General features: G+C 66.3%; 29 protein-coding genes. 12 read left to right on the forward strand and 17 right to left on the reverse strand.

Going from position 1 to position 24,584, the window contains the following annotated elements; translation table 11 throughout:
* Positions 1 to 41: 41 nt before the first annotated feature.
* The 4 genes from HWN72_RS08940 to efp all read right to left on the reverse strand — a co-directional run bounded on the left by HWN72_RS08940 (position 42) and on the right by efp (position 2,319).
* The gene (locus HWN72_RS08940; RefSeq protein WP_008828398.1) at positions 42 to 362 is read right to left on the reverse strand and encodes a hypothetical protein; all 321 of its coding nucleotides are present in this window, start codon (positions 360 to 362) and stop codon (positions 42 to 44) included.
* A gap of 107 nt (positions 363 to 469) precedes the next feature.
* Positions 470 to 1,291, reverse strand: coding sequence for an inositol monophosphatase family protein (locus tag HWN72_RS08945; RefSeq protein ID WP_008828399.1), 822 nt, complete (start codon positions 1,289 to 1,291; stop codon positions 470 to 472).
* Positions 1,292 to 1,332: 41 nt separating this feature from the next.
* Entirely contained in the window at positions 1,333 to 1,755 is a 423-nt protein-coding gene (locus HWN72_RS08950; protein ID WP_036524335.1) for a hypothetical protein, read from the reverse strand.
* Positions 1,756 to 2,319 carry an elongation factor P gene (efp, locus tag HWN72_RS08955; RefSeq protein WP_008828401.1) on the reverse strand — a complete coding sequence of 188 codons (564 nt, stop codon included), beginning with the start codon at positions 2,317 to 2,319 and terminating at the stop codon, positions 1,756 to 1,758.
* Between the two features lie 129 nt (positions 2,320 to 2,448).
* On the opposite strand from efp, the gene HWN72_RS08960 reads away from it, so the two are divergent.
* The 4 genes from HWN72_RS08960 (at position 2,449) to HWN72_RS08975 (ending at position 5,430) form a co-directional block, all read left to right on the forward strand.
* Positions 2,449 to 2,826 (forward strand): hypothetical protein, encoded by a 378-nt coding sequence (locus HWN72_RS08960; protein WP_008828402.1) that lies wholly within the window; start codon positions 2,449 to 2,451, stop codon positions 2,824 to 2,826.
* 79 nt (positions 2,827 to 2,905) lie between these two features.
* Positions 2,906 to 3,718, forward strand: a complete 813-nt coding sequence (locus HWN72_RS08965) for an SDR family NAD(P)-dependent oxidoreductase (RefSeq protein WP_211150058.1) — start codon at positions 2,906 to 2,908, stop codon at positions 3,716 to 3,718.
* A gap of 14 nt (positions 3,719 to 3,732) precedes the next feature.
* Entirely contained in the window at positions 3,733 to 4,257 is a 525-nt protein-coding gene (locus HWN72_RS08970) for a nuclear transport factor 2 family protein (protein ID WP_211150059.1), read from the forward strand.
* A 126-nt stretch (positions 4,258 to 4,383) separates the two neighbouring features.
* Complete coding sequence (locus HWN72_RS08975; RefSeq protein ID WP_248005894.1) at positions 4,384 to 5,430, forward strand: ABC transporter substrate-binding protein; 1,047 nt, start codon at positions 4,384 to 4,386, stop codon at positions 5,428 to 5,430.
* Positions 5,431 to 5,478: 48 nt separating this feature from the next.
* Here HWN72_RS08975 and purQ read toward each other — a convergent pair whose 3' ends face one another.
* Together purQ and purS are read right to left on the reverse strand one after the other, a co-directional pair.
* A complete protein-coding gene (gene purQ, locus HWN72_RS08980) occupies positions 5,479 to 6,156 on the reverse strand; it encodes a phosphoribosylformylglycinamidine synthase subunit PurQ (protein ID WP_008828407.1) in 678 nt (225 codons plus the stop codon).
* The gene (gene purS, locus HWN72_RS08985; RefSeq protein ID WP_211150061.1) at positions 6,156 to 6,392 is read right to left on the reverse strand and encodes a phosphoribosylformylglycinamidine synthase subunit PurS; all 237 of its coding nucleotides are present in this window, start codon (positions 6,390 to 6,392) and stop codon (positions 6,156 to 6,158) included. The genes purQ and purS overlap by 1 nt, the downstream gene beginning before the upstream one ends.
* A 122-nt stretch (positions 6,393 to 6,514) precedes the next feature.
* Here purS and HWN72_RS08990 point away from each other — a divergent pair, with 122 nt between their 5' ends.
* Both HWN72_RS08990 and HWN72_RS08995 read left to right on the forward strand, forming a co-directional pair.
* Entirely contained in the window at positions 6,515 to 7,429 is a 915-nt protein-coding gene (locus tag HWN72_RS08990) for an SDR family NAD(P)-dependent oxidoreductase (protein WP_211150087.1), read from the forward strand.
* Between the two features lie 71 nt (positions 7,430 to 7,500).
* Positions 7,501 to 8,598: a hypothetical protein gene (locus HWN72_RS08995; RefSeq protein WP_211150062.1), complete on the forward strand. Its 1,098-nt coding sequence runs from the start codon at positions 7,501 to 7,503 to the stop codon at positions 8,596 to 8,598.
* 284 nt (positions 8,599 to 8,882) lie between these two features.
* Here HWN72_RS08995 and HWN72_RS09000 read toward each other — a convergent pair whose 3' ends face one another.
* The 4 genes from HWN72_RS09000 to HWN72_RS09015 form a co-directional block, all read right to left on the reverse strand.
* Entirely contained in the window at positions 8,883 to 9,242 is a 360-nt protein-coding gene (locus HWN72_RS09000) for a DUF2794 domain-containing protein (RefSeq protein WP_008828411.1), read from the reverse strand.
* An 8-nt stretch (positions 9,243 to 9,250) separates the two neighbouring features.
* Positions 9,251 to 9,946 (reverse strand): serine O-acetyltransferase EpsC, encoded by a 696-nt coding sequence (gene epsC, locus HWN72_RS09005; protein WP_211150063.1) that lies wholly within the window; start codon positions 9,944 to 9,946, stop codon positions 9,251 to 9,253.
* Between the two features lie 139 nt (positions 9,947 to 10,085).
* On the reverse strand, positions 10,086 to 10,718 hold the full coding sequence (locus HWN72_RS09010) for an ATPase (protein WP_211150064.1): 633 nt from the start codon (positions 10,716 to 10,718) through the stop codon (positions 10,086 to 10,088).
* A 10-nt stretch (positions 10,719 to 10,728) separates the two neighbouring features.
* Positions 10,729 to 12,000, reverse strand: coding sequence for a heavy-metal-associated domain-containing protein (locus HWN72_RS09015; protein ID WP_211150065.1), 1,272 nt, complete (start codon positions 11,998 to 12,000; stop codon positions 10,729 to 10,731).
* A gap of 69 nt (positions 12,001 to 12,069) precedes the next feature.
* Here HWN72_RS09015 and purM point away from each other — a divergent pair, with 69 nt between their 5' ends.
* Positions 12,070 to 13,173: a phosphoribosylformylglycinamidine cyclo-ligase gene (gene purM, locus HWN72_RS09020; protein ID WP_211150066.1), complete on the forward strand. Its 1,104-nt coding sequence runs from the start codon at positions 12,070 to 12,072 to the stop codon at positions 13,171 to 13,173.
* 133 nt (positions 13,174 to 13,306) lie between these two features.
* Complete coding sequence (purN, locus tag HWN72_RS09025) at positions 13,307 to 14,257, forward strand: phosphoribosylglycinamide formyltransferase (protein WP_211150067.1); 951 nt, start codon at positions 13,307 to 13,309, stop codon at positions 14,255 to 14,257.
* Here purN and HWN72_RS09030 read toward each other — a convergent pair.
* The 6 genes from HWN72_RS09030 to HWN72_RS09050 form a co-directional block, all read right to left on the reverse strand.
* Positions 14,254 to 14,928 carry a hypothetical protein gene (locus tag HWN72_RS09030; protein WP_211150068.1) on the reverse strand — a complete coding sequence of 225 codons (675 nt, stop codon included), beginning with the start codon at positions 14,926 to 14,928 and terminating at the stop codon, positions 14,254 to 14,256. The two genes, purN and HWN72_RS09030, sit on opposite strands and share 4 nt — an antisense overlap.
* Before the next feature lie 92 nt (positions 14,929 to 15,020).
* Positions 15,021 to 15,266 (reverse strand): hypothetical protein, encoded by a 246-nt coding sequence (locus tag HWN72_RS09035; protein ID WP_036524320.1) that lies wholly within the window; start codon positions 15,264 to 15,266, stop codon positions 15,021 to 15,023.
* A 95-nt stretch (positions 15,267 to 15,361) separates the two neighbouring features.
* A complete protein-coding gene (locus tag HWN72_RS31575) occupies positions 15,362 to 15,493 on the reverse strand; it encodes a hypothetical protein (RefSeq protein WP_256434557.1) in 132 nt (43 codons plus the stop codon).
* A gap of 118 nt (positions 15,494 to 15,611) precedes the next feature.
* A complete protein-coding gene (gene ndk, locus HWN72_RS09040; RefSeq protein WP_036524317.1) occupies positions 15,612 to 16,034 on the reverse strand; it encodes a nucleoside-diphosphate kinase in 423 nt (140 codons plus the stop codon).
* 221 nt (positions 16,035 to 16,255) lie between these two features.
* Entirely contained in the window at positions 16,256 to 16,690 is a 435-nt protein-coding gene (locus tag HWN72_RS09045) for a DNA polymerase III subunit chi (protein ID WP_248005897.1), read from the reverse strand.
* 30 nt (positions 16,691 to 16,720) lie between these two features.
* Positions 16,721 to 18,184: a leucyl aminopeptidase gene (locus HWN72_RS09050; protein ID WP_211150069.1), complete on the reverse strand. Its 1,464-nt coding sequence runs from the start codon at positions 18,182 to 18,184 to the stop codon at positions 16,721 to 16,723.
* Between the two features lie 95 nt (positions 18,185 to 18,279).
* Between HWN72_RS09050 and HWN72_RS09055 the strand changes: the two genes are divergently transcribed.
* The 4 genes from HWN72_RS09055 (at position 18,280) to rsmA (ending at position 24,120) form a co-directional block, all read left to right on the forward strand.
* Entirely contained in the window at positions 18,280 to 20,607 is a 2,328-nt protein-coding gene (locus tag HWN72_RS09055; protein WP_211150070.1) for an LPS-assembly protein LptD, read from the forward strand.
* A gap of 196 nt (positions 20,608 to 20,803) precedes the next feature.
* A complete protein-coding gene (locus HWN72_RS09060; protein ID WP_008828376.1) occupies positions 20,804 to 22,150 on the forward strand; it encodes a peptidylprolyl isomerase in 1,347 nt (448 codons plus the stop codon).
* 7 nt (positions 22,151 to 22,157) lie between these two features.
* Entirely contained in the window at positions 22,158 to 23,156 is a 999-nt protein-coding gene (pdxA, locus tag HWN72_RS09065; protein ID WP_211150071.1) for a 4-hydroxythreonine-4-phosphate dehydrogenase PdxA, read from the forward strand.
* A 139-nt stretch (positions 23,157 to 23,295) separates the two neighbouring features.
* On the forward strand, positions 23,296 to 24,120 hold the full coding sequence (gene rsmA / locus HWN72_RS09070; protein ID WP_211150072.1) for a 16S rRNA (adenine(1518)-N(6)/adenine(1519)-N(6))-dimethyltransferase RsmA: 825 nt from the start codon (positions 23,296 to 23,298) through the stop codon (positions 24,118 to 24,120).
* 18 nt (positions 24,121 to 24,138) lie between these two features.
* Here the strand turns inward: rsmA and HWN72_RS09075 are convergent, their stop codons facing one another.
* A complete protein-coding gene (locus tag HWN72_RS09075; RefSeq protein ID WP_008828379.1) occupies positions 24,139 to 24,498 on the reverse strand; it encodes a hypothetical protein in 360 nt (119 codons plus the stop codon).
* Between the last annotated feature and the right edge of the window lie 86 nt (positions 24,499 to 24,584).

Raw genomic sequence — 24,584 nt, forward strand, 5'->3', positions numbered from 1 at the left:
GCGCGACGCTTAGACGGCACTTCGTCAGGGTTCAAGCCCGTTCAGAAGATCCAGTCCATCGCGACGTGGAGAAGACGCGATTTCATCGCCCCCTTGCGCGATCCGAGCGTCCCGATCTCGAAGCGCGGACCATCATCGTCGGTCTGATATGTCAGCTTCAGCCGCGTCTTCTCGGGCTTGAGCAGCTCGATCTCGCCCACCGCCTGCGATCGCAGCGACGTGCGCGCGTTTATCGTCGGCACGGCGGTCAGGTCGAATTGCCGCTGCTTCGCCAGAGGCACCGGCTGCTCGGCAAATGCAGGCGAAGGCGCCGCCGCAAAAAGCAGCGCAAGGGCGCAACGGCGAGGGACATGGCGTTCCATGTCCCGGCGTTTTACACCCGTTTGCGGAAAATTCCGCGACGATTTCGTTTCAGTTCAGAGAATCACCCTCCGAGACACGCCGAAACGTGCCTCAGAGGGTGATGAAATCATGCCTTGAGGGCGGTCGCAACGATCTTGTGCAGGCGCGAGTGCAGCACGTCGTTGCCCGCGAGGATTTCGGTGTCGCAGATCGGGTTCGAACGACCCTTCCAGTCCGACACGAAACCACCGGCCTCACGCACGAGCAGGCAACCCGCTGCGGTATCCCACGGCTTGAGGTCCGATTCCCAGAATCCCTCGTAGCGGCCCGAGGCGACCCAGGCGAGATCGAGCGCGGCCGATCCGAAGCGGCGAATGCCCGCCACCTGCGGCGCGAGGCCGTGATAGATCTTGGTCCAGACGCCGTGATCGCCGTGCCCCGCGAAGGGAATGCCGGTTGCGATCAGGCTCTCGTCGAGATGACGGCGCGAGGAGACGCGCAGGCGGCGGTCGTGCAGCCACGCACCGCGTGCCTTCTCGGCCCAGTAGCTTTCGTCGGTGACCGGGTTGTAGATCAGGCCGGCGGTGACCTCACCCCAGCCCTTCCCGTCCAGACGCGGCTCCTGCACCGCGATCGAGATCGCGAAGTGCGGGATGCCGTGAAGGAAGTTGGTCGTGCCGTCGAGCGGATCGACGATGAAGCGCGGCTTGGTCGGGTCGCCCTCGATCTCGCCGGCTTCCTCGAACAGATAGCCCCAGTCCGGCCGCGCGGCGCGCAGTTCGTCCCAGATGGTGCGCTCGGAAGCCTGGTCGGCCTTCGACACGAAGTCCGCAGGGCCCTTGCGGCTGACCTGCAGGTGCTCGATTTCGCCGAAGTCGCGACGCAGGCGGTTGCCGGCCTTGCGGGCGGCCTTCTCGATGACGCGGATGAGACCGGAAATGGCGGCCATGACTGTACTTCACTCCTGTGGGCCGACATCGGCCCCGATTGTCAGCGGCCTTGCGGCGCGGGTTTGGCGGGGGCCGCGCCAGCGGCAGGCGCAGTCGGCTTGTAGCCGCAGATCTGTGCCATGACGCTCAGCAGCTCGCTGGGATTGTCACGGCTGATCTTGCCCGAATTCTCGGCGATCACCTTGTCCATCGATTCGGTGATCTTGCCGAGCGAATTGTCGTAGATGCAGCCGACTAGCGCGCCCTTGACCGGTTCCTCGATCTTGTCCGACTGCAACCCGCTGATGAGCACCTTGAGGTAGAGCATCGCGTGCTGCGCCTGCGAGTCGCCGCCTGCTGGTGCCGCAGCGGCAGGCTTGGCGGCGCTCTTTGCAGCAGCCTTGGGGGCAGCAGCGTAAGCAACGGAGGAAGTTCCCGCGATCGCCAGGGCGGCGGTCGCGACGGTCAGGACGAGCTTGTTCATTCAGTCTGCCTTCTTCACGTAAGTCTTTTCATAGACGTCCACGATGATGCGCGTACCGCTTTCGATGTGCGGCGGCACCATCACGCGCACGCCGTTGTCGAGCACGGCGGGCTTGTAGCTGGACGAGGCGGTCTGGCCCTTCACCACGGCGTCGGCTTCGACGATGGTGGCTTCGACCTGCTCGGGGAGCTGGACCGAAATCGGGCGCTCTTCCCACATTTCCAGGCTCACCTGCATGCCGTCCTGAAGGAACGCGGCAGCATCGCCCAGCAGATCGGCGGGAAGCGAGATCTGGTCGTAGTTCTCGGTATCCATGAACACCAAGTCGTCGCCCTCGGCGTAGAGGAACTGGAAGTCCTTGGTGTCCAGGCGGACGCGCTCGACAGTGTCGGCGCTGCGGAAGCGCACGTTGGTCTTGCGGCCGTCGATCAGGTTCTTCATCTCGACCTGCATGAAGGCACCGCCCTTGCCGGGCTGCGTGTGCTGCGTCTTCGCGACCTTCCAGATGCCCTTTTCGTATTCAAGGATGTTACCGGGACGGATATCGACGCCACTGATCTTCATGGTTCTGGCCTTCAGGATGGGAAAGAGCTGAATCGCGGGGCCACAGCAGGCGCGACCCTCGAAAGGATGCGCCCTTAGACGAGGTCGCGAGGCATGGCAATTGCTTCGCGCCGATGCTAGCTGAATGCCATGAAGCGTGCCTCCCTTCCCGTTGTGCTGTTGGCCCTCGTCGCCGGCTGCGCCTCCGCAGAGCCTGCCCCGCCTCCGGTGAGCGGCGGGCTGATCTCCACCCTGCCCATCGGCACTTACAGCTGCGAGATGGCGGGCGACGCGGGCGGCCTCGTCGGCAAGCCTTTGCCCGACTACGAGTTCCGCGTGGTCAATGCCTCGGCTTACAAGGCGGGCGGCATCCGCGGCAGCTACCTGCTGACAGGCGACTACGTGACGATGACCGGCGGCAAGCTCAAGGGCCTCAAGCTGCACCGGCTCAAGGACACGTACTTGCGCAAGGTCGAGGACAACGGCAGCGACGGCGAAATGCGCTGCGTTCGCAGTTCGCGCCGCTGATCGCGGATCATCATCGCCGGCGCGGTTTGCCCTTGAGGTAGGGCGGCCCTAGCTCTCGGAAAAACTCCGGGAGCGGGCGATGGAACTTCAACTGCAAGGCAAGGTCGCGATCGTCACCGGCGCGACCGCGAACATCGGCCGCGCCGTTGCGCTGGACCTCGCAGCCGAGGGCGCCCTGCCCGTCCTCGTCGGCAGAGACCACGAGGCAGGCGCAAGGCTGGTCACCGACTGCAAGGCGCGCGGCGCACCCGAGGCGGTGTTCGTCGCCGCCGACATGCTGGACCCTGTCTCTCTCGCGATAGTGCTGAAGGCCGCCGAAGCGCTCGGCCCCGTAGCGGTGCTGGTGAACAACGTCGGCGGCAACGTCGACCAGGGCCTCTTCGTCGATTCCGATCCGGCGAAATGGATGGCGGACATCGACCTCAACTTCGGCACCGTGCTGCGCATGACCCATGCCGTGCTGCCCGGCATGATCGCCCGCAAGGCCGGGGCGATCGTCAACGTCGGTTCAACCGCCGCACTGGTGGGCGACTACATGCTGCCGGTCTATTCGGCCGCCAAGGGGGCGGTGCACAGCTTCACCGTGGTGCTCGCCAAGGAAGTCGGCGCCCACGGGATTCGCGTCAATGCCGTCGCGCCTTACGCCACGATCCCGACCGACCCGGCCAGCCTCAGCAGCGGCAGCCGCTTCAACCCCGAAACCGGCCTGTTCTCGAAAGGCACCGCCAGCGTCAGCGAAGATGACCGCGCGCTGCGCCAACGCCGCACGTTCGTCGGCCGTCCCTTTGCGACGCCTGAGGAAATGGCGGCGATGGTGACTTTTCTGGCCTCGGCGCGGGCCAGCTTCATTACCGGGCAGGTCTACCCCGTGGACGGCGGCGCCCTGCTCTGACGCGGAGAGACACGATGATCGATGAGACCGCCCTGCAGACCCTTCTCGACAAGGACGCGATCCGCGACCTGGTGCTGCTCTACTGCCGCGCGATCGACCGGCAGGACATGGACCTCCTGCGCGACCTCTACACCGGCGACGCCACCGACACCCACGGCGACAGCTTCAACGGCTCGGCAGAGGATTACTGCGCCTTCATCGCCCGTGCCTTCCCGCACATGCCCTATTCGGGCCATCACGTATGCAACCACCTGATCGCGGTAGACGGCGACGCGGCAAGCGGCGAGGTCTACGCGCTGGCCTACCACCTTATCCCGACCCGCGAAGGCGGGCGCGAGGAGGATTTCATGGCCGTGCGCTACATCGACAACTACCGGCGCTGTGCCGACGGGCGATGGCGCTTCTCAAAACGCGTCGTCACTTACGACTTCAAGCTGCGACGGCCGTTCGACGGCGGTGGCCTGCTGGGCCTTGCGGAGCGCGACCCCAGTTATGCCGAATGTCTCCAGCCCCTGTTCCGGCGGGGCGCTCGCACCTGACGCACGATTCCCGCGAGGTGCTGTGCAGCCTTTTCCCGGCTGGCTCATTTTCAGGGCCGACAGGGGTGCTCCGCCCCGCCGGAGGAATCGATGGCTGCGAGCGTGAAAGTCGGCATTCTCAATGACATGGCTGATTTCACCGGGGACGACCCATCCGGGCCGGAAGACGGCGTGCCCGTCCCCGGCGATATCACCGGCTGGATCGAGCGCGAGATCGACGCCCTGCGCGAGGCTGGCCGCCTCGACGCCGAAGTCGAATTCGTCCACGCTTATGCCCTCGGTCTGCCCTCAGGGACGGCCGAGGCGCTCGAGCATGCCTACCGGCAACTCGCCGAGGCCGGCGTCAGCCTGATCGTCGGCCCGGCGATCGGCGACAATGCGCTTGTCGCCACCCCGCTTGCCGAACAGTTGCGCATCCCCACGATCAACTGGGCCGGGGCCGAGCGCGCACGTGGCCGGTGGATGTTCCAGCACCAGGTGGGCAGCCACGAGGACGAATCGCTCGTCATCGCGCGCCAGATGGCAAGCCTCGGGCGCACGCGCCTCGCGGTGATCTACGATCTCTCGCCGATCGGGACGCGCCATCTCAAGCATCTCGGCGGCGAGGCGCGCGTCCTCGGCATCGAAATCGCGGCGAAGGAGGGCATCTCGCCGCTAGCCGACGATGTCGACGATGCCGTGGCAAGATTACTGGAAGCCGCGCCCGACGGCGTCGTCTACCTTGGTCTGGGGCTCTCGGCGCCGCCCGTCTCGAAAGCCCTCGACCGCGCCGGATGGGACGGGCCGCGCATCATGAACACCGCAGGATTGCGCGGGTATCATGGCGATTTCGCCCATGCCTGCAACGGCTGGCTCTATATCGACATGCACTCCGACGCGAACACCACGCTGCGGGCGGTGATGGACCGGATCGACGCGCCTTGCCGTCAGGCGCTCGCCGTCGCCAAGGGCCACGACATCGGCCGCCTCGTCGCCGAAGGGCTGGCGCGGGCGAGCGATTTTACCCGCGAGGGCGTTCGGCTCGGGCTGGAGCAGGTGAAATGGCTTCCGGCCGCAGAGGGGCACGAAGGCACCCTCCTCGGCTTCGGCGTGCACGATCGAGGCGCCCTGCACGGGCGGTATCTCGTTGTGCGTCAATGGCTTGGCGGCGAAACCCGAGAGGTCGCCGCATGAGTGCACCTCACGGCACTCAACGGCACCTAACGCTACCCTAAGGCAGGTTCAGGCCCCGACCAGCCCGCGAATCGCGCTTTCGAACAGGCCGCGCCCGTCCGTACCGCCATGCGTGGTCTCGATCGCGCGCTCGGGGTGGGGCATCATGCCCAGCACATTGCCCGCATCATTGAGCACGCCCGCGATCGAACGCGCCGATCCGTTAACCTCCTCGGCATAGCGGAAGGCAACGCGGCCCTCGCCCTCGAGGCGGTTCAGCGTCTCATCGTCGGCGAAGTAGTTGCCGTCATGATGCGCCACCGGAATGCGCACGACCTGCCCCGCTTCATAGGCATTGGTGAACAGCGACTGCGCGTTCACGACCTCGAGCCCGACTTCACGGCACACGAAGTTCAGCCCGGCATTGCGCAGCAGAGCGCCCGGCAGCAGCCCGCTTTCGGTCAGTACCTGGAAGCCGTTGCACACGCCGAGCACCGGCACGCCCTTGTCCGCCGCCGCGATCACCGCCTGCATGATCGGCGAACGCGAGGCGATCGCGCCGCAGCGCAGATAGTCGCCGTAGGAGAAGCCGCCCGGAACGGCGATGAAGTCCAGACCCTCGGGCAATTCGCTGTCGCCGTGCCAGACGCGGTGGGGCGCGGTGCCCGAAACCTTCTCCAGCGCCGTCGCCATGTCGCGGTCGCAATTTGAGCCCGGGAAGGTGATGACGGCAGAGGTGAAGGCCATCAGGCGGCCACCTTCTCGATGCGGTAGTTCTCGATCACCATGTTGGCGAGGAGCTTGCGGCACATGTCGTCGATCGCCTCGTCGCTGACGCTTTCAGCAACGTCCAACTCGAACAGGCGGCCGGCGCGCACGTCGTTGACGCCGGAAAAGCCGAGGCCCTCCAGCGAGTGGTGAATCGCGCGACCCTGAGGATCGAGGACACCGGGCTTGAGGCTGACGTGGACGCGGACTTTCATCTGGCGGGCCTTTCGCAGGATAGCGGGCAGATTCGTTGGATGCGCCTATGACCCTTCGCAGCCGCCGGGGCAAGGTTGAACGCGCCGTTGAATGGGCCGCTACGACCTGCCATCACTCGGCGATGAGCAGCGCAGCATCCATTTCCTTCACCGATCAGGTCGCCATAGTTACCGGAGCAGGCACCGGGCTCGGCCGCGCCTATGCGCTCGAACTGGCACGGCGCGGGGCCAAAGTCATGGTCAACGACCTTGGCGCGGCGCGGGACGGATCGGGCCAGTCCGACGCGGCGCTGCAGGTCGTCGAGGAAATCCGCGAGATCGGCGGCGAGGCCATGGCCGATGGCGGCGACGTCTCCGACTACACGCAGATGGAAGCGATGGCCGCCCGCGCGAAGGAAGCCTGGGGCGGCATCCATGTCCTAATCAACAACGCCGGCATCCTGCGTGACCGCACGTTCGCCAAGATGGACCCCGCCGATTTCGAGTTGGTCGTGCGTGTCCACCTCCTCGGCAGCGCCTTCGCGACGAAGGCTGTATGGGAGACGATGCGCGAGCAGACCTACGGCCGCGTCTTGATGACCACGTCCTCGACCGGGCTTGGCGGCAATTTCGGACAGGCGAATTACGGCGCGGCCAAGGCGGGCGTGCTCGGCCTCGCCCGGACGCTGCGGCTGGAAGGCGCGAAATACGGCATCCGCGTCAATACCATCGTACCGACCGCAGGCACCCGCATGACCGCCGACATCTTCCCCGAGGAAGCCTATAAGGCATTCGAGCCTGCAAACGTGGTTCCTGCTGCCGTTTTCCTCGTATCCCGCGAGGCGCCGACCGACGCCATCCTCGCGGCGGGCGGCGGCGTGTTCCAGGGCACGTGGATCACCATGAACGATGGCGTCCTGCTCCCCGAAGCCGCCCGCAGCGCCGAGGACGTCGCCGCCGCATGGCCGCGCATCGCCGACCGGTCGGGCGACCATCCGTTCGAGACCGGCATGGACCAGGCACATCACGCGCTGTCGATGCTGATGCGGGCGCCTTAACAAGCGGAGGCAATTGCGATTGACGGTGCCTGCCCACGCGGGCAGCTTCGCAGCCGCTTAAGGGGAACGCCTTGTATTCCGAAGACGATCTGCAATCCGCCGTCAGTGCCGGAGCCATCAGCGCCGAGGCGGCGGACGCCTTGCGCGCCCATGTGGCTACGACACGCGTGGTGCCGATGGCGGACGAGGAAAACATTCGCCTCGTCACCAGTTTCAACGACATCTTCGTGGGCATCGCCTGCCTGCTGGTGATCTTCTCCGGCGTCTACGCAGCGGGCGCCAATGACCAGCGCTGGTGGATGGCCGGCCTGCTCGTCGCCATCGCCAGCTGGCTGATGGCCGAGATCTTTACGCGCAAGCGCCGCATGGCCCTGCCCTCGATCATCGTGCTCGCCTCGTTCGTCGTCGGCCTCGGGCTTTTTGCAGGAGCCCTCATCGCTGAGGCCCTGCCCGAGCATCGCATGCCGGTCTATTACGAGTTCAACGGCGAGCGGCACGTCTGGCACCGGATGGAGCGCTATCCCTGGCAGGACGCAGCCATCATGCTGAGCGCCGCCATAGCGGCCGGAGTCGGGGCGCTGCTCCACTGGCTGCGTTTCCACGTGGCGATCACGATTGCGGCCGGAACCGGCGCCGTCGTGCTGCTCCTGCTTTCGGCGATCGCCTGGGCCACCGGGCAGGCATTGGCGGCCAACCCGGTCCTCGCGCCCGCCGCCTTCCTGTGCGGGCTGGCGGTCTTCGCCTTCGCCATGCGCTGGGACTTGTCCGACCGGGCTCGGCGGACCCAGCGCGCTGACATCGCGTTCTGGCTCCACCTGCTCGCCGCGCCGCTGATCGCGCATTCGCTGTTCTACTGGCTGGGCGTGCTGAACGGCGACGACGTGACTCCGGGCCATGCCGCAGGGGTGCTCGTCACCTATGTGGCATTTGCGCTCGTCGCCCTGCTGGTGGACCGGCGGGCTCTGCTGGTGTCGGCGCTGATCTACGTGCTGGCGGCATTGAACGGCCTCCTGCGCAATGCCGGTACGATCGAGATGAACCTGGCGATCTCCACGCTGTTCGTCGGTGCGGCGCTGCTCGCGTTGTCGGTGTTCTGGACCCCGCTGCGCCGCGCCCTGCTGACGCTGGCGCCGGAAAGCTGGCGCGAACGGCTACCCGCTTCGGCTTAAGCATCCTCCCTGTCGCAAAGCGATGGGGAGGTGGCAGTCGTGGAGCGACTGACGGAGGGGGCTTTTCCCCTTCACCACCGACTGCGTCGGCGGCCCCCCTCCCCATTGCTTCGCAACGGGGAGGATACATGTGCCGTCATCCCAGCGAAGGCTGGGACCGCTATGGCCATGAAGCGCCCTATCGACGGGGGAGTGTAGTTTCGCCGCAGCCTTGCCGAGACCTCGCGATATGACGAAAGCGGTCCCAGCCTGCGCTGGGATGACGGGCTTTCAGCCGAGAACGCTCAGTCCTCGACCACCTTGAGCAATTTGCGTTCCAGCGAACTCAGCACATTCGAGAGTTCGTGCCCGCGCTTGAGCACTTGCCCCGCTTCGCCGAACAGGGTCCACATGCCTTGTTTGCCGCGCAGCGAGGGGCGCTTCTCGATCCGCGCCTGCGGGCGTTCGGCGGCGCGGCGAAAAGCGCTGAAACTGGCGGCCTCGCGCGCGAAATCCATCGCGTAGTCGCGCCAGAGCCCGGCCGCGACCATCCGGCCGTAGAGATCGAGAATTCGCTGGAGTTCCAGCCGGTCGAACCCGACCTGCGACGGCTGGACGCCGGGAAACGGGACGACGCTACCTGAGGTAATTCCGCCTGCCACCATTCAGCGGCTCACCAGCGCTCGTTTTCGCGCGCGGCGTGCTGACGCTCGGAGATAAGTTCCTCCACCTGAGCGCGCAGCACGGCCACCTGCTGTTCCAGATCCTCGACGCGCTGGGCGCCACCGGTGGGCTCGCACGGTTCCTTGCAGGGGGTGCCGTAGGGCATGAATTCCTTGGCCCAGGTCTCCGCCTTGACCAGCGTGGAGCGGGCCTTGAGGCCGATCATGGTCGCGCCCTCGGGCACGTCTTCGGTCACGACCGCGCTGGCGCCGATGCGCGCGCGGCGGCCAATGGTGACAGGGCCGATGATCTGCGCGCCCGAACCCACGATCACGTTGTCGAGCAGGGTCGGGTGACGCTTGCCGCCGACACCGTTGGTAGGGTTGGAACCGCCCAGCGTCACGCACTGGTAGATCGTCACGTTGTCGCCGATCACCGCTGTCTCGCCGATCACGGTGAAGCCGTGGTCGATGAAGAAATTGCGGCCGATCTGCGCGCCGGGATGGATGTCGATCGCGGTCAGGAAGCGCGCAAGGTGGTTCACCACGCGGGCGAGGAAGAACAGGTCCGCCTGGAACAGGGCATGCGCGATGCGGTGCCAGAACAGAGCCCATACACCCGGATAAAGCAGCACTTCCCAACGCGAACGCGGCGCAGGATCGCGTGCGACAACCGAGTCCAGATAGCGGATGATATTACCCAGCATCGCCGGAAATTCCCATCAATCGTTCCACTTTGCAACTTTTGTTGCAAAGCCGCCCTCACGTTACCGTCTGGAAATGCGCGATATGCGCATTTCGCGGCACCAGCCGCCCGGAAAATGCAGCGCATTTTCCAGCAAACCCTTAAGTCTGGGCGCCGCCTTTAGTCTCTTCCAGCGCGTCGCGCCAGATGGCCATTGTGGGGGCCGTCTTGCGCTCCAGACTGAGCCGGTCGATGGCGGCGACCAGACGTTCGACGCCCACATGGCTACGGGTACAACGTCCTACAAGATATTGCGTTGCCGAATGATCGAGAACCAGCCCGCGCATCTCGGCATGCACTTCCATCAGCGCGATGAGCATCGCATCGTCCGGCTCGCCGATCGCAAGGTTCAGCGAGGCACCAAGCCGCGAGGACAAGTCCGGCAGGCGTACCCGCCAGCGTTCGCCATCACTGTCGCCTACGCCCGGTGCGAAAGGCTTGTCGGCGACGATCAGCAGCGGACGGCCCAGTTCCTGCGCCCGGTTCCAGCGGTGGAACAGTGCGTCCTCGGGCATGCCTTGCGCATCATCGACAGCATCGCCTGCGCCCGATTCGACGAACCAGCGCGCCAGCAGCGACTTGCCGGAGCGCGGCGGGCCGGAGAGGATCGCGGTGCGAAAGGGCCACTGGGCCGGCTCTATCAGCGCATCGATCGCAGGCGCGTTGGCCTCACCCACGACAATGCGCGGCGGACTGTCGCTCGCGGCGGACAGCGGAAGGGCGATCTGTCGCATGGCGAGGATCCTAGCGGCTGATCCTAAGCGAGGTGCCCCCGCCGGAAACCTTCCAACCCTGCCCGCGCAAGGCACCCGCAAGCCGCTCGCCACCGCCGGATACGGTGACCCGCATGACCGAGGTGCCGCCGATCGCGAGGCTTACGGTCGCGGCGCCCTGCACACCCGGCACACCGCGAACGGCGGCGAGCGCGGCGTCTACCGCAGCGGCATCGGGCGTAGCGAACTGGACCGTTACGGTCTCGACCGGAGCGCCCGACACGTCCTCGGTGCGAATCACCGGGATCGGCGTCGGCACCACCACGGGTGCCTCGCCCTTGGGCATCAGCTTTTCGCGCAGTTCGGCAAAGGCGCGGTCGAGCGCTTCTCCGCCTGCGTTGATAGAGGGGTCAGGGCGCAGTTCGCCGGTCGCCAGCGCGTCGCGGTAGAGGCCGTCGACGCGCGTGACGGCCTGCTCCAGCATGCGCGGCAGGTCCTGCTCGCTGGCGGCATCCATGGTGAAGCCGCCGAGGAACTTGTTGTCCGGGCCATAGCGCGCGGTGAAGGTGCCCTTGATCGGGCCGCCGGGCCATTGCCGCTCCAGCCGCGCGACGGGCATCACCACGTCGGAGGCGTCGAACTGGCCAAGCACCGTGCGCCACCACAGGCGGCTGCGGCGCGAGGTCTGTCCGGCGGTGAGAATCAGCGATTCGCCGCCCGAGCCGGTCGGGCGCACGTAATCGACGGGGCTGGCGGCAGCCTGGAACTCGGCCCAGGCGCGCTGCCACGGCCCGCGCACCTCGAAGACCTGCCTGACACCGCCCGAATCGAGCATCGGGATCAGCAGCAGCGGCGCCGAACGCGGACCGGAGCCCGCTCCAGCGCCGACATATTGCCCAGCCTTGGCCTTGTCGAAAATGACGCCGAGCGTCGCGATATAGCGCTTGGGGGCGACCTGTTCGTGGCCGATGACCACCGAGGTCACCATCGCATCAATCGATTCTGTCGGCATGTCGGGGCCGCCCAGCTTCTTCCAGGCTTCCTTTTCCGCCAGTTTCCAGCCGTCGATCCGGGCCTGCGCGCCGGTCTTCGCGGTCACGTCGACGCTGATGCCGTTGACCTGGATGTCCTGCGAATTGGCGAGCGGAGCGATGCCGCGATCGCCCTCGATCTGCGCCAGAAGCTGGACGCCAGTGATCGTCGCCACTGCGAGAACGGCCGCGCCGCCCCACCACAACATGGCCCTGGAGGCGGCACCCTTGCGGCTGAACCGCAGGCTTTTGGGGGAAATCGTGATTGCCATGTCGAAACCGGGGGCCTTGTGCCCAATCGAAGATGGAAATCCAAGTCACAAAGCGCTAGGCGCGCCCACATGTCCGACGATAACTCCCAGAAGAGCTATAGCTACGAGCAGGCCGGCGTCTCGATCGCGGCCGGTAACGCGCTGGTCAAGGCCATCGCCCCGCTCGCGAAATCCACCGCGCGCCCCGGCGCCGACGCGGAACTGGGAGGCTTCGGCGGCTTCTTCGATCCGCGCGCGGCGGGCTACAAGGACCCGCTGCTGGTCGCCGCCAACGACGGCGTCGGCACCAAGGTCAAGCTGGCTATCGACCACGACCGACACGACCATATCGGCATCGACCTCGTCGCCATGTGCGTCAACGACCTTATCGTGCAGGGCGCCGAGCCGCTGTTCTTCCTCGACTACTTCGCCACCGGCAAGCTGGAAAACGGCGTCGCCGAGCGCGTCGTCGCGGGCATTGCGGAAGGCTGCAAGATTTCCGGCTGCGCCCTCATCGGCGGCGAGACGGCCGAGATGCCGGGCATGTATGCGGCCGGCGACTATGACCTCGCGGGCTTCTGCGTCGGCGCGGTGGAGCGCGGCGAGCAGCTGACCGGCGACAAGGTCGCGGCCGGCGACGTGCTGCTGGGCCTCGCGTCCTCGGGCGTCCATTCCAACGGGTATTCGCTGGTGCGCCGTCTGGCCGAGGACAAGGGCTGGAAGCTGAACCGCCCCGCCCTGTTCGATTCGGACACGCTGCTAATCGACGCGCTGATCGCGCCGACCCGCATCTACGTGAAGAGCCTGCTGCCGTTCATTCGCGCGGGCCGTATCCACGCCCTCGCCCACATCACCGGCGGTGGCCTTCTCGAGAACATCCCGCGCGTGCTGCCCAAGGGCCTCCACGCCCGCATCGACGCCGATGCCTGGCCGCAGCCGCGCCTGATGGCGTTCCTGCAGGCGCAGGGCAACATCGAGCCGGGCGAGATGGCGCGCACCTTCAACTGCGGCGTCGGCATGGTACTGGCCGTCGCGGCTGACGCAGCCGAAGCGCTCAAGGCGGAACTGGAAGCCGTGGGCGAGACCGTCTTCACCATCGGCACGATCGAGCCGGGCGAAAAGGGCTGCACCGTGGCAGGATCGGCCGAGGCGTGGTCCGCACGCGAGCCGTGGGAAGCCGTTCACATCGGTTGATCGAGGCCACGCCTCCTCACACGCTACGTCACCGTGAACTTGTTTCAGGGTCCATCGTGCGCCACATCCCGGTCATGCCGGGAGGCGCAATGGATCCTGAACCGAGTTCAGGATGACGGTTCGGGATTACGCAATGACCCGCCAGAAAGTCGCCGTACTGATTTCCGGAAGCGGCACCAACATGGCCGCCCTGCTCTATGCGAGCCGCGCGGCCGACTGTCCTTACGAGATCGTGCTGGTCGCTGCCAACGATCCCGAGGCCAAGGGACTGCGGCTCGCCGAAGCGGAAGGCGTGAAGACCTTCGCGCTCAGTCACAAGGGCATGAAGCGCCCCGAGCACGACGCGGCGATGGACGCGGCGATTCGCGCCAGCGGCGCGCAGTGGGTCGCGTTGGCGGGGTACATGCGCATCCTGACGCCGGAATTCGTGGGCAGCTGGGAAGGCCGGATGGTCAACATCCACCCCTCGCTGCTGCCCAAGTACACCGGCCTGCACACGCATGACCGCGCGATCGAGGCGGGCGACAGTCATGGCGGCGTCACCGTTCACCTCGTCACCGCCGAACTCGACGATGGCCCGATCCTCGGCCAGACGCCGGTGGCGATCCTGCCAGGCGACACCGCCGACACGCTCGCGGGCCGTGTGCTGATCGCCGAGCACCAGCTCTACTCGCGCTGCCTCGCCGACCTCGTCACCCGCGAGAGGCGGCCCGAATGGCTGCTCGAGCAAGTGCGCGAACGCGCTCTCGCCTTGCCAGAGAGCGACGAGACGGTCAGTCACGGCATGGCCTGCTTCGGCGTGGTCAAGGGCAAGAAGTTCGCCTACTTCAGCGCCGACCACCACGGTGACGGCCGCGTCGCGCTGCTGATCAAGATCAGCGGCGCCGACGAACAGGCGATGCTGATCGAGCAGGACGACGACCTATACTTCCGCCCCGCCTACTTCGGTGACGGCTGGCTCGGCATTCGGCTCGATCGCGGCGACACCGACTGGGAGGCGATCGCCGACTGGCTCTGGCTGTCGTGGCGGGCAGTGGCGCCCAAGCGGCTTACCGCGCTGATGGATGCGGCCGGACAGTTCTAAAAGGTATAGCCCACCGAAAGCTGGACGATCGGGTAGACCTTGTAGTTGTCCACCTCGTTCTCGATTTCGCCGCGTTCGCGGGCGAGATCTTCCTGGAATAGCGGGTTGCTCGCCAATTCACCCGTGGCGACGACGTCTTCGGTCCGGGGCCTGCCGTGGAGCATCACGCCTGCATCGAGGCTCCACGCAAAGCCCTTCTCCCGGTTCTTCGCGAAGCCCACGGTGAACGTCGGCACGAACCGTCGGGCGCGGACCTTGCCCTCGATGGTGCCGATTTCCTCGGGCGTGTAGACCCGCTGGCCGACCGTCACCGCCTCACTCGGGGTGGCGACAAGGTCGATGCGGTTGCTGCTGACACGGAATCCCGCCGAAAGCCGAAAGCCATTGCGGAAGGGATAGAGGTCCGCATTCGCGCCCCATGAGCGCAGCTTGAGGTCGCCATGGTAATTGATGTCATCGACATCGACATTGTGCCCGAGGCCAAGGAAAGTCGCGGAAGCCCGGACTCCGACGATCTCGGAAAGCCGAAGCCCCACTTCGGGGCCGATGCCGAGCGAGCCGCCAGTTGCGGCGATGGTGACGCCCCCGCGCGCATCCTGCGCATGACAGACGGCCGGCGGCCACGATACCATGGACAGGCCGGCAATCCCTGCGATTTGCTTCAACGTCATGCGGTCTCCTCAGGCCGCCCCGCATGACCGATCCTCGCCCTCGATGGTAAACAGAGGCTTGCTCCGCCCCTCCGTGAACCTACGCGGCCGGGTCAGATTTCGGTGTAATCTACCTGCGGCCTGCTCTCGCGCGTGCCGCGATAGCGCTTGTCGGGGTCCTGCGGGTCTCCGGCGATGAGGACGTAATCCTCGTGCACTTCCGTCAGCGTGCCCGCGAAAGGGAAGCCTTCGAGGCTGCCGTTGACGCGGAAGCTGACCGTGTCGCCGACCTTGAAGGTCTTTTCGTCGAAATTGAATTCGAAGGGGCAGGTTTCACCCCCCTCACCCATTCCCTGCATCACGGTTCTCCTCTGCTGCAAGCGTACAGCAGTGAGCCGCGATGGATCAAATCGAAACTCGGCGCGCGCGCAGCGCCGTGCCGATGGATACGGCGTCAGCGATGAGGCGTTGCCGCTCGTGCCTCGATTCCCGTGCCTGCTGTCGCGGGATCGTTATTGGCTGCATGCGACATCAGCACCGCTGCGCAGAACGACAGGGATGCCGCAATGAGGATCGTCTTGGCCATCAAAGTTTCCGATATAAAGAATTAACCTTAGACTAAGCCCCCATTCCACAAGCGCCAAAAGAAAAAGGCCGCCGAAACCGGCGACCCTCTCCGAATTACGAAGATTTAACCGTCAGCTTCAGCCGACGATCTCTTCCGGCTTGAAGAAGTAGGCGATCTCGATCGCCGCGTTCTCTTCCGAATCCGAACCGTGGACCGAGTTGGCTTCGATCGATTCGGCCAGTTCCTTGCGGATGGTGCCGGCGTCGGCGTTCTCGGGGTTGGTGGCGCCCATGATGTCACGGTTGCGCTTCACGGCGTCTTCGCCTTCGAGCACCTGGACGACGACGGGGCCGGAAATCATGAACGAAACCAGGTCGTTGAAGAACGGACGCTCGGCGTGGACGGCGTAGAAGCCCTCAGCCTGTTCCTTCGACATCTGGATGCGCTTGGAGGCGACGACGCGCAGGCCGGCTTCCTCGAGCATCTTGGTGACGGCGCCGGTCAGGTTGCGGCGGGTGGCGTCGGGCTTGATGATCGAAAAGGTGCGGGTAACCGCCATGGGACTATTCCTTGGACAAGGGCGTTATTGTTGGGCGCGCCCCTAGCCGGGAATGGGGTTGTCCGCAAGGTGGGCATTGCGGCCCGGTTCGAGGCCCACCCCGTACGGCTAGGCGATAAATCGCCAAGCCTTCCGGCCCTCCCGCAAGCGGGCGGGCGATCGCGCCTTCTTCTCCCCTCCCGCTTGCGGGAGGGGCCAGGGGTGGGCCTGACGCCTTGGTCTTACTCTTCCGCCTTCTTGGCCCAGCGGCCGTCTTCCTGCGCCCAGTATTCCTTCTTAACCCCTTCGCGCCCGCGCAAGTCACGCCAGACCTCGCGGGCCTGCGGTTTGGTCTCGTCGTCGAAGAGGTAGAACGTGCGCTCGAACGGCTCCTCGCCCTCACACCACACGCCGTCGGCGATGACGAGGAAACGGGCGCCGTTCACCGGGTCGGGAATGTCGGACAGGAGGATCGGCTGACGCTCCTCGCCGCCCTCGCCCATCTGGCCGTTGGCGAGGAAGCCGTCCGGCCGGTGCGACCACAGCGCCGCCGAGATCCGGCCGCGCTGCTGCTCGTCGGCGGAGACCACGAGCACGCGCCCCCCGCCCTCGACGATGCGCCGGGCCAGCAACGGCACGACCGCATGGGCCGGGTCGCGGCTGAGTTCATAGAACATGACCTGCACTCAACCGCGTCCTTTTCTGGCTCAGGCTTCGATCGTGTCGCGCACGAAGCGATCGAGCAGGCGCACGCCGAAGCCGGTCGCGCCCTTGTCCCAGGTAGCGCCGGGCTTGTCGGTCCACACCGTGCCCGCGATGTCGAGATGCGCCCAGGGGGTGTCGTTCTCGATGAAGCGCAACAGGAACTGCGCCGCCGTGATCGAGCCGCCGAAGCGGGGGCCGACGTTCTTCATGTCGGCGATCGGGCTGTCGATCATCTTGTCGTATGCCGGCCCCATCGGCATGCGCCACAGGCGATCGCCGGAGGCATCGCCCGCCGTGTTCAACTCGGCCGCAAGACCGTCGTTGTTCGAGAACAGGCCCGCATATTCGTGCGAGAGGCTGAGGATGATCGCGCCGGTCAGGGTCGCGAGGTCGATCACCTTGGCGGGCGCATATTCGCGCTGAACCCAGGTCAGTGCGTCGCACAGGACGAGGCGGCCTTCGGCGTCGGTGTTGATGACCTCGATGGTCTGGCCCGACATGGAGGTCACCACGTCGCCCGGGCGCTGGGCATTGCCGTCAGGCATGTTCTCGACAAGGCCGCACACGCCGATGACGTTGGCCTTCGCCTTGCGCAGCGCGAGGGCGAGCATGGTGCCGGCCACCGCACCGGCGCCGCCCATGTCCCACTTCATGTCTTCCATGCCTGCGGGCGGCTTGAGGCTGATGCCGCCGGTGTCGAAAGTCACGCCCTTGCCGACGAAGGCGACTGGCTTCGCACCCTCTTCGCCGCCCAGCCACTCCATAACCAGCAGGCGCGCAGGCCGAACCGAACCTTGCGCAACACCGAGCAGCGAGCCCATGCCGAGCGCCGCCATCTCCTTGTCGTCGAGCACGCGAATCTTGAGGCCAGAGCCCTCCATGCGCGCCTTGCAGCGCTCCACGAAGCTCTCGGGATAGATCACGTTCGCGGGCTCGGTGACGAGTTCGCGGGTGAAGGAAACGCCCTGCGCGATCGCCTGCTCGATCTCCCAAACCGCCTCGGTGCCTTCGGGCGCGCCGACGAGCGAGACTTCGGCGAGGCTCGGCTTCGCATCGGCGGCCAGCTTGGTGCGATAGACGTCATGGCGCCACGAACGCAGCTGCGCGCCGAGCAGTGCCCCTGCCGCTTCCTCCGCCGAGAGACCCGCGCCGGTGACGTCGAGCGTAAGCGCGGTCTCGCCGCTGGTGAGGTACTTGGCGACGACAGCCGCGCCGGCTTTTTCCACCGCAGCCTTGCGGTCTTTCGCCGAAGCCTCGCCGATTCCCGCCAGCGCCAGGCGCACGGCTTTACCGCTGCGCTCGACGAAACCTTCGAAGACCTGGCCCGCCTTGCCCGTGAAACGCGCACGCTTCGCGCCTTCCGCCAGCACCGCTTCGAGGTCTGCAGGCACGGCGTCCTGATTGACGAGACGCGCGATGACGCCTGAAGCCGACTCATCCGCCGCGCCAAGGAACTGGATCTTCATGGATTCTCCTGGATTTCCCCGGTGAAACGCCGATCTTGTGCGCTTCACCGCATGACTGGATTGCAGTTAGGCACAGGCGATGCGATAGGCAACCCATGCTCCCAGCCGTGCAGACTTCGCTGCAAGCCCCGTTCCGCCGCTTGCGTCCGCTTTCGCTGCACGCGCTCGCCCTCGGAATCGCGACGCTTTGCGCGCCCCACGCCGCTTTTGCGCAGGACGTGGCCCGCCCCGTTGATACCGGCCCGATCGCCGGCGCGCCCGCCGCCCCGCCGGTGTCCACCGGCGAGACCGAGCCCGTCGCCTTCGAGGCCGACGACGTCCAGTACGAGCAGAACAGCGAAGTCGTCACCGCGACCGGCAACGTCGTCCTGCGCCGCCGTGATCCCCAGGGACAGGTCCAGTCGGTCCGCGCCGACAAGGTCACCTGGAACCGCCAGAGCGGCAAGATCCTTGCCGACGGCAATGTCCGCATGGTCGATCAGGACGGCAACCAGCTCTATACCGGACAAGTCGAGCTGACCGACGAACTCAAGACCGGCATGATGGAGAACCTGCTCCTCGTCATGCGCGAAGGCGGCCGCCTCGCCGCGCTCAAGGGCGAGCGGATCGCCAACGGCGACGTCATTCTCCACAAGGCGGCCTACACCGGCTGCGACGTCACCGACGATGACGGCTGCCCCAAGAAGCCCAGCTGGCGCATCGTCGCCAAACAGGTCATCTATTCCGACACGCAGAAGCGCGTGCGCTTCAAGGACGCCCGGATCGAGCTGTTCAGCGCGGTGCAACTGCCGTTGTTCGGCCTGACGATCAGCACCGACGGCCACGCCGTCTCCGGCTTCCTGATGCCCGACCTCAAGTCGAGCCCATCGAACGGCATCGAGATCGCGCAGTCGTACTACTGGAAGCTCGCGGAGAACCGCGACCTCACCGGCACGATCTCGGCCTTCACCAAGGCCGCGCCGATGGCATCGCTGCAGTACCGCGCGCTGACCGACAAGGGCGCCTACCAGATCACCGGCCTCGCCACCGCCAGCAGCAGCATCCCGATCTACAGCGGCACGGGTGAGGAGATCACCAGCGGAAACCGTTCGTTCCGCGGCTACATCTTCGCCAACGGCAAGTTCCAGCTAGACGACAACTGGAGCGTCACCGCCTCGATCCGGCGCGCGACCGACCGCACCTTCCTGCGCCGCTACGACAACAACCGCGACGACCGCCTGCGCTCGATGGTCGAAGTGGAGCGGATCGACCAGGACAGCTACTTCTCGATCGCGGGCTACGCCACGCAGACCCTGGTAGCCAGCCGCCAGCAGGGCCTGATCCCGGTGGCGCTGCCGATGATCGATTATCGCCGCCGCATCGACGACCCGCTCCTCGGCGGCAAATTCGAGATTCAGGCCAATTCGCTCAACATCAGCCGGACCGACGGGCAGGACACCCAGCGTGCCTTCGCCAGTGCGCAATGGTCGCTGCGCCAGCTGACCCGCATGGGCCAGGAAATCACCGTTACCGGGCTCGTGCGCGGTGACGTCTACCACTCCTCCGACAACGCCCTGACCACGGAAGACCTGTATCGCGGGCTCGCCGGCTGGCAGGAGCGCGGCATCGCGACGGCGGCGGTGGATGTAAAGTGGCCGCTGGTAGGGCAGGCATTCGGCGGCACGCAGGTGCTGACCCCGCGCGTCCAGTTGGTCGCCTCGCCCCACTTCCGGAACCTCGCGATCCCTAACGAGGATTCGCGCGCGGTCGATCTCGACACCGGCAACCTCTTCGCTCTCAACCGCTTCCCGGGCTACGACCGGGTCGAGGACGGCGTGCGCTTCACCTACGGCTTCGACTGGCAGTTCGAGCGGCCGCGCTGGAAGATCAAGACCACGGTGGGCCAGTCGGTGCGCCTGAGCAACCAGAACACCGTTCTGCCCGATGGCACCGGTCTGTCGAACAAGACCTCCGACATCGTCGGCCGCACCGAAATCCGTTACCGGGACTTCCTGAACTTTATCCACCGCTTCAGGCTGGACAAGGACACGATGGCCGTGCGCCGCAACGAATTCGATGCGGTGATCGGCAATACCCAGAGCTACCTCGAACTGGGTTACACCCGCCTCAATCGCAACATCGTCAACAGCGTCGAAGACTTGCAGGACAGGGAGGAACTGCGCGCTGCAGGGCGTATCGCGTTTGCCCGCTACTGGTCGATGTTCGGCTCGGCCGTCGTCAACATGACCAGCCGCAAGGACAACCTGCAATACGGCTCCAACGGTTTCCAGCCGCTGCGCACGCGCTTCGGCGCGGCCTACGAAGACGACTGCGTCCAGATTTCGCTGACCTGGCGCCGCGATTACGTGGCGCTCGGCGACGTGAAGCGCGGCGACTCGTTCCAGCTGGGCTTCGCGCTGAAGAACATAGGCGGCGGCATCTAGGTTCGCCTTCGCCCGATACGCACGAGCAAAGATTGGCACATTCCGGCAAAGCCGCTATCGGGTGTGCTCATTTTCAGTTAAGCCGCCTCCCGGCAGGTGTGACTTGGATAAATGCGGCGGCAATTCCCGGCTTCGGGACTTCCCGCCGTTGATGCACCGGCCCCACGGGTCGGTCGAAAACGGGATTGATACAACGGTGCAAGCAGTTAACCGCAAGTTCCTCAAGCGCGCCCTCCTTTGCGTCGGCGGCCTCGCTGCGATGTCTTCCGCGCTGACCGTTCATGCTCAATCCGCTCCGCAGGGCGAGATTTCGATCCCCGACGATGTGAAGATTTTCGGCAACGACAACCCGAACATGCGCCGCGCCACTGCGGTCGTGAATGGCGACGTCATCACCGGCACCGACGTCGACCAGCGCCTTGCCCTCATCGTCGCGGCCAACCAGGGCAAGATCGACGAGGAAGAACTCAAGCGCCTGCGCCTGCAGGTCCTGCGCAACCTCATCGATGAGACGCTGCAGATCCAGGAGGCCAAGGCCGCCGACGTCTCGGTAGACGAGGCCGAGATCAACCAGTCCTACGCCCGCGTCGCGCAGCAGAACTTCGGCCAGAACACCTCCGCCATGGACGCTTACCTCAAGCGCGTCGGTTCCTCGGCGGACTCGCTCAAGCGCCAGATTCGCGGCGAGCTTTCGTGGCAGCGCCTGCTCCAGCGCAACGTCCAGCCCTTCATCAACGTTTCCGACGACGAAGTGAACGACGTGCTGGCCCGCCTCAAGGCCGCCAAGGGCACCGACGAGTACCGCCTCGGTGAAATCTATCTCGCCGCCTCGCCCGAGGCGCGCGATCAGGTCTACCAGAACGCCACGCAGATCGTGCAGCAGCTCAAGGGTGGCGGCAGCTTCGTCGCCTATGCCCGCCAGTATTCGCAGGCGAGCACTGCCTCGGTCGGCGGCGACCTGGGCTGGGTGCGCCTTGCGCAGTTGCCCACCGAACTGCAGGCCGTCGCCCGCGACATGGAATCCGGCCAGCTGGTCGGCCCGATCGAGGTGCCCGGCGGTTTCGACATCCTTTACCTGATCGACAAGCGCCAGGTCCTCACCGCCGATCCGCGCGACGCGGTTCTCGCGCTGAAGCAGATCTCGCTGCCCTTCCCCAAGGGCGTGAGCGAGGCCGAGGCCGGCAAGCGCGCCGAGGCGTTCCAGACCGCGATGAAGGCGGCCAAGGGCTGCGGCGACGTCGATGGCGTGGCCAAGGGTCTCGGCGCGCAAGTCGTCACCAACGACCAGGTCAAGGCGCGCGACCTTCCGGCGCAGATCCAGAACTCGATCCTGCAGCTTTCACCCGGCGAAACACTGCCGCCGTTCGGCTCGCTCGAAGACGGCGTGCGTATCCTCATGCTGTGCGGCCGCGACGACCCGCAGACCGAGAGCGGCCCGAGCTTCGAACAGCTTCAGGCCCAGCTCGAGGACGACCGCGTCAACAAGCGCGCGCAGACCTACTTGCGCGACCTGCGCCGTGATGCCGTCATCGAATACAACTGATCGGACTATGACGGCCCCACTCGCCGTGTCTTTGGGCGATCCCGCCGGGATCGCCCCCGAAGTGATTGCCGAAAGCTGGGTGCGGCGCCGGGAAATGGCCCTCGCGCCGTTCTTCGTCGTAGGCGGCGCGGCTGTTCTACGTGCAGCAGCGGCGACGCGCGGGATCGACCTGCCTGTCGCGTCGATCTCCGCAGCCAGTGAAGCGGCAAGCGTATTCGGCTCGGCCCTGCCCGTGCTGGGCGCCGAGGACTGTGCCCCGGCATTCGGCGAACCGACCATCGAAGGCGCGGCGCTCGCCCTGCACTCGCTGACCACGGCCACCGCGCTCGCGATGTCGGGCGAGGCGGGCGGCGTGGTCACCGGCCCGATCGCCAAGTCGAAGCTAGCCGCAGTCGGCTTCACCCAGCCCGGCCAGACCGAATTTCTCGCGGATTCCTGTGGCTTGCCCCACGAGGCAGCCGTGATGATGCTCGCCGGGCCGAGCCTGCGCACCGTCCCGCTGACCGTCCACGAGGCGCTGGCGGCCGTGCCCGGCCTCGTCACCCGCGACCTCATCGAAAGCAAGGCCCGCATCGTCGCCCGCGCCCTCGCCCGCGATTTCGGCCTGCCATCGGCGCGCATCGCGATCACCGGCCTCAACCCCCACGCCGGCGAGGACGGCCGCATGGGCACCGAGGACCGCGACGTCATCGTCCCCGCCATTGCCGCGCTGCAGGCCGAGGGGCTGGCCGTCACCGGCCCGCATCCCGCCGACGCCCTCTTCGCCGCTCACGCGCGCGAGGGCTACGACGTGGCGCTGTGCATGTACCACGATCAGGCGCTGATCCCGATCAAGACGCTCGACTTCGATCAGGGCGTGAACGTGACGCTCGGCCTGCCGATCGTGCGCACCTCGCCCGACCACGGCACCGCCTTCGCCATCGCCGGCAAGGGCATGGCGAGCGCCGGCGCGATGATCGCCGCGATCCGCATGGCCGGCGAATGCGCCGCGCGGAGGGCCGCATGAAGACGAATCCACCAGCAGGCCCACCCCCAGCCCCTCCCGCAAGCGGGAGGGGAGCCGCACGGTTCAGCCCTCCCGTCTGCGGGAGGGCCGGTAGGCTTGGCGGTTTACCGCCTAGCCGGACGGGGTGGGCACCTACGCAATGACCACCCTCCCCCCCTTACGCGAAGTTATCGCCCGCCACGGCCTTTCGGCCTCCAAGGCGCTCGGCCAGAACTTCCTGTTCGATGAGCAACTGCTCGACCGCATCGCCGCGATTCCCGGATCGCTGGACGGCAAGGACGTGCTCGAAGTCGGCCCCGGCCCCGGCGGACTGACCCGTGCGCTCCTGCGCGCAGGCGCAAACGTCACCGCAATCGAGATGGACCGTCGCTGCCTCCCCGCCCTCGCCGAACTGGCGGAGGCATTCCCCGGCAAGCTCAAGGTCATCGAGGGCGATGCGCTCAAGATCGATCCGAAGACGCTGTTCGCGGGCGAGTATCACATCCTCTCCAACCTGCCCTACAACATCGGCACAGCGCTGTTCACCGGCTGGCTATCAGGAGAGGCATGGCCGCCGCAGTGGGCCTCGCTGACGCTGATGTTCCAGGAGGAAGTCGCCCGCCGCATCGTCGCCGAGCCGGATACTTCCGCCTATGGCCGCCTTGCAGTTCTGGCGCAGTGGCGCTCGAAGGCGAAGCTGGCGATGAAGGTGCATCGCAGCGCCTTCACCCCGCCGCCCAAGGTCATGTCGGCGATCGTCCACGTCGTGCCCGGCGAAGCCCCCGAGGGCGTTTCCATGCGCGTGCTGGAGCGCGTGACCGAGGGCGCCTTCGGCCAGCGCCGCAAGATGCTGCGCCAGAGCCTCAAGGGCGTGCCCGGCGCACTGGATGCGCTGGAAGCCCTCGGTATCGACGCCCAGCGCCGGGCCGAAACGCTGTCGGTCGCGGAGTTCGTGAGCGTGGCCAAGGCTTTGACGAAAGCCTGATCGCCCGCCGCGCCGCGCTCACTGATATCGCAGCGTCTTTTCGAACCCTTCGTTCGCCTTGGTCATCTTGGCCAGCTTGCGTAGCTGGCCGCGGACGTTCCGCTGGAAGCGCGCATCGTCATAGATGCCCGTCACCCGGTATTCGTCCTCAGCGATCAGTTCCTTGATCCGCGCGGCGAAGGCGGTCTGGTCGTCCACGCAGTCCGCCGCCTTCAGCGTCCGGCAGACCCATTCCTCGGCCGCCGCCTTGTCGTAGTCGTCCTGCGCCTCGTAGCCGCGCCTGTCGGCGTCCGCCTGGTCGAGTTTCGCCGCTTCGAACCGGCGCTCCAGCCATTTGCGCACTTGCGGGGCGTCCCACGCCTTCGACGGATTGCTCATCGTATTCTCCAAACCTGAGCCGCTATAGCGCGCGCCAGCGAAAAGGCCCGCCCCGCATCGCGCGGGACGGGCCTTTTTCTCTAGCC

Source organism: Novosphingobium sp. HR1a (assembly GCF_015594425.1).
Classification (GTDB): Bacteria; Pseudomonadota; Alphaproteobacteria; order Sphingomonadales; family Sphingomonadaceae; genus Novosphingobium; species Novosphingobium resinovorum_A.

What these genes read in the sequence shown, in the direction of transcription:
- HWN72_RS31575 (WP_256434557.1), bottom strand. Translation starts at nt 15,493, where the DNA reads ATGGCCAAGACGATCCTCATTGCGGCATCCCTGTCGTTCTGCGCAGCG.
- HWN72_RS09075 (WP_008828379.1), bottom strand. Translation starts at nt 24,498, where the DNA reads ATGAGCAATCCGTCGAAGGCGTGGGACGCCCCGCAAGTGCGCAAATGG.
- epsC (WP_211150063.1), bottom strand. Translation starts at nt 9,946, where the DNA reads ATGCTGGGTAATATCATCCGCTATCTGGACTCGGTTGTCGCACGCGAT.
- HWN72_RS09000 (WP_008828411.1), bottom strand. Translation starts at nt 9,242, where the DNA reads ATGGTGGCAGGCGGAATTACCTCAGGTAGCGTCGTCCCGTTTCCCGGC.
- HWN72_RS09030 (WP_211150068.1), bottom strand. Translation starts at nt 14,928, where the DNA reads ATGACGTTGAAGCAAATCGCAGGGATTGCCGGCCTGTCCATGGTATCG.
- purQ (WP_008828407.1), bottom strand. Translation starts at nt 6,156, where the DNA reads ATGGCCTTCACCTCTGCCGTCATCACCTTCCCGGGCTCAAATTGCGAC.
- efp (WP_008828401.1), bottom strand. Translation starts at nt 2,319, where the DNA reads ATGAAGATCAGTGGCGTCGATATCCGTCCCGGTAACATCCTTGAATAC.
- ndk (WP_036524317.1), bottom strand. Translation starts at nt 16,034, where the DNA reads ATGGCGGTTACCCGCACCTTTTCGATCATCAAGCCCGACGCCACCCGC.
- HWN72_RS09035 (WP_036524320.1), bottom strand. Translation starts at nt 15,266, where the DNA reads ATGCAGGGAATGGGTGAGGGGGGTGAAACCTGCCCCTTCGAATTCAAT.
- HWN72_RS08965 (WP_211150058.1), top strand. Translation starts at nt 2,906, where the DNA reads ATGGAACTTCAACTGCAAGGCAAGGTCGCGATCGTCACCGGCGCGACC.
- HWN72_RS09055 (WP_211150070.1), top strand. Translation starts at nt 18,280, where the DNA reads ATGCTCCCAGCCGTGCAGACTTCGCTGCAAGCCCCGTTCCGCCGCTTG.
- purS (WP_211150061.1), bottom strand. Translation starts at nt 6,392, where the DNA reads ATGAAAGTCCGCGTCCACGTCAGCCTCAAGCCCGGTGTCCTCGATCCT.
- HWN72_RS08945 (WP_008828399.1), bottom strand. Translation starts at nt 1,291, where the DNA reads ATGGCCGCCATTTCCGGTCTCATCCGCGTCATCGAGAAGGCCGCCCGC.
- HWN72_RS09050 (WP_211150069.1), bottom strand. Translation starts at nt 18,184, where the DNA reads ATGAAGATCCAGTTCCTTGGCGCGGCGGATGAGTCGGCTTCAGGCGTC.
- HWN72_RS09015 (WP_211150065.1), bottom strand. Translation starts at nt 12,000, where the DNA reads ATGGCAATCACGATTTCCCCCAAAAGCCTGCGGTTCAGCCGCAAGGGT.
- HWN72_RS08990 (WP_211150087.1), top strand. Translation starts at nt 6,515, where the DNA reads ATGAGCAGCGCAGCATCCATTTCCTTCACCGATCAGGTCGCCATAGTT.
- HWN72_RS08940 (WP_008828398.1), bottom strand. Translation starts at nt 362, where the DNA reads ATGGAACGCCATGTCCCTCGCCGTTGCGCCCTTGCGCTGCTTTTTGCG.
- HWN72_RS08970 (WP_211150059.1), top strand. Translation starts at nt 3,733, where the DNA reads ATGATCGATGAGACCGCCCTGCAGACCCTTCTCGACAAGGACGCGATC.
- purN (WP_211150067.1), top strand. Translation starts at nt 13,307, where the DNA reads ATGACCCGCCAGAAAGTCGCCGTACTGATTTCCGGAAGCGGCACCAAC.
- HWN72_RS08960 (WP_008828402.1), top strand. Translation starts at nt 2,449, where the DNA reads ATGAAGCGTGCCTCCCTTCCCGTTGTGCTGTTGGCCCTCGTCGCCGGC.
- HWN72_RS09045 (WP_248005897.1), bottom strand. Translation starts at nt 16,690, where the DNA reads ATGTTCTATGAACTCAGCCGCGACCCGGCCCATGCGGTCGTGCCGTTG.
- HWN72_RS08975 (WP_248005894.1), top strand. Translation starts at nt 4,384, where the DNA reads ATGGCTGATTTCACCGGGGACGACCCATCCGGGCCGGAAGACGGCGTG.
- purM (WP_211150066.1), top strand. Translation starts at nt 12,070, where the DNA reads ATGTCCGACGATAACTCCCAGAAGAGCTATAGCTACGAGCAGGCCGGC.
- HWN72_RS09010 (WP_211150064.1), bottom strand. Translation starts at nt 10,718, where the DNA reads ATGCGACAGATCGCCCTTCCGCTGTCCGCCGCGAGCGACAGTCCGCCG.
- rsmA (WP_211150072.1), top strand. Translation starts at nt 23,296, where the DNA reads ATGACCACCCTCCCCCCCTTACGCGAAGTTATCGCCCGCCACGGCCTT.
- HWN72_RS08950 (WP_036524335.1), bottom strand. Translation starts at nt 1,755, where the DNA reads ATGAACAAGCTCGTCCTGACCGTCGCGACCGCCGCCCTGGCGATCGCG.
- pdxA (WP_211150071.1), top strand. Translation starts at nt 22,158, where the DNA reads ATGACGGCCCCACTCGCCGTGTCTTTGGGCGATCCCGCCGGGATCGCC.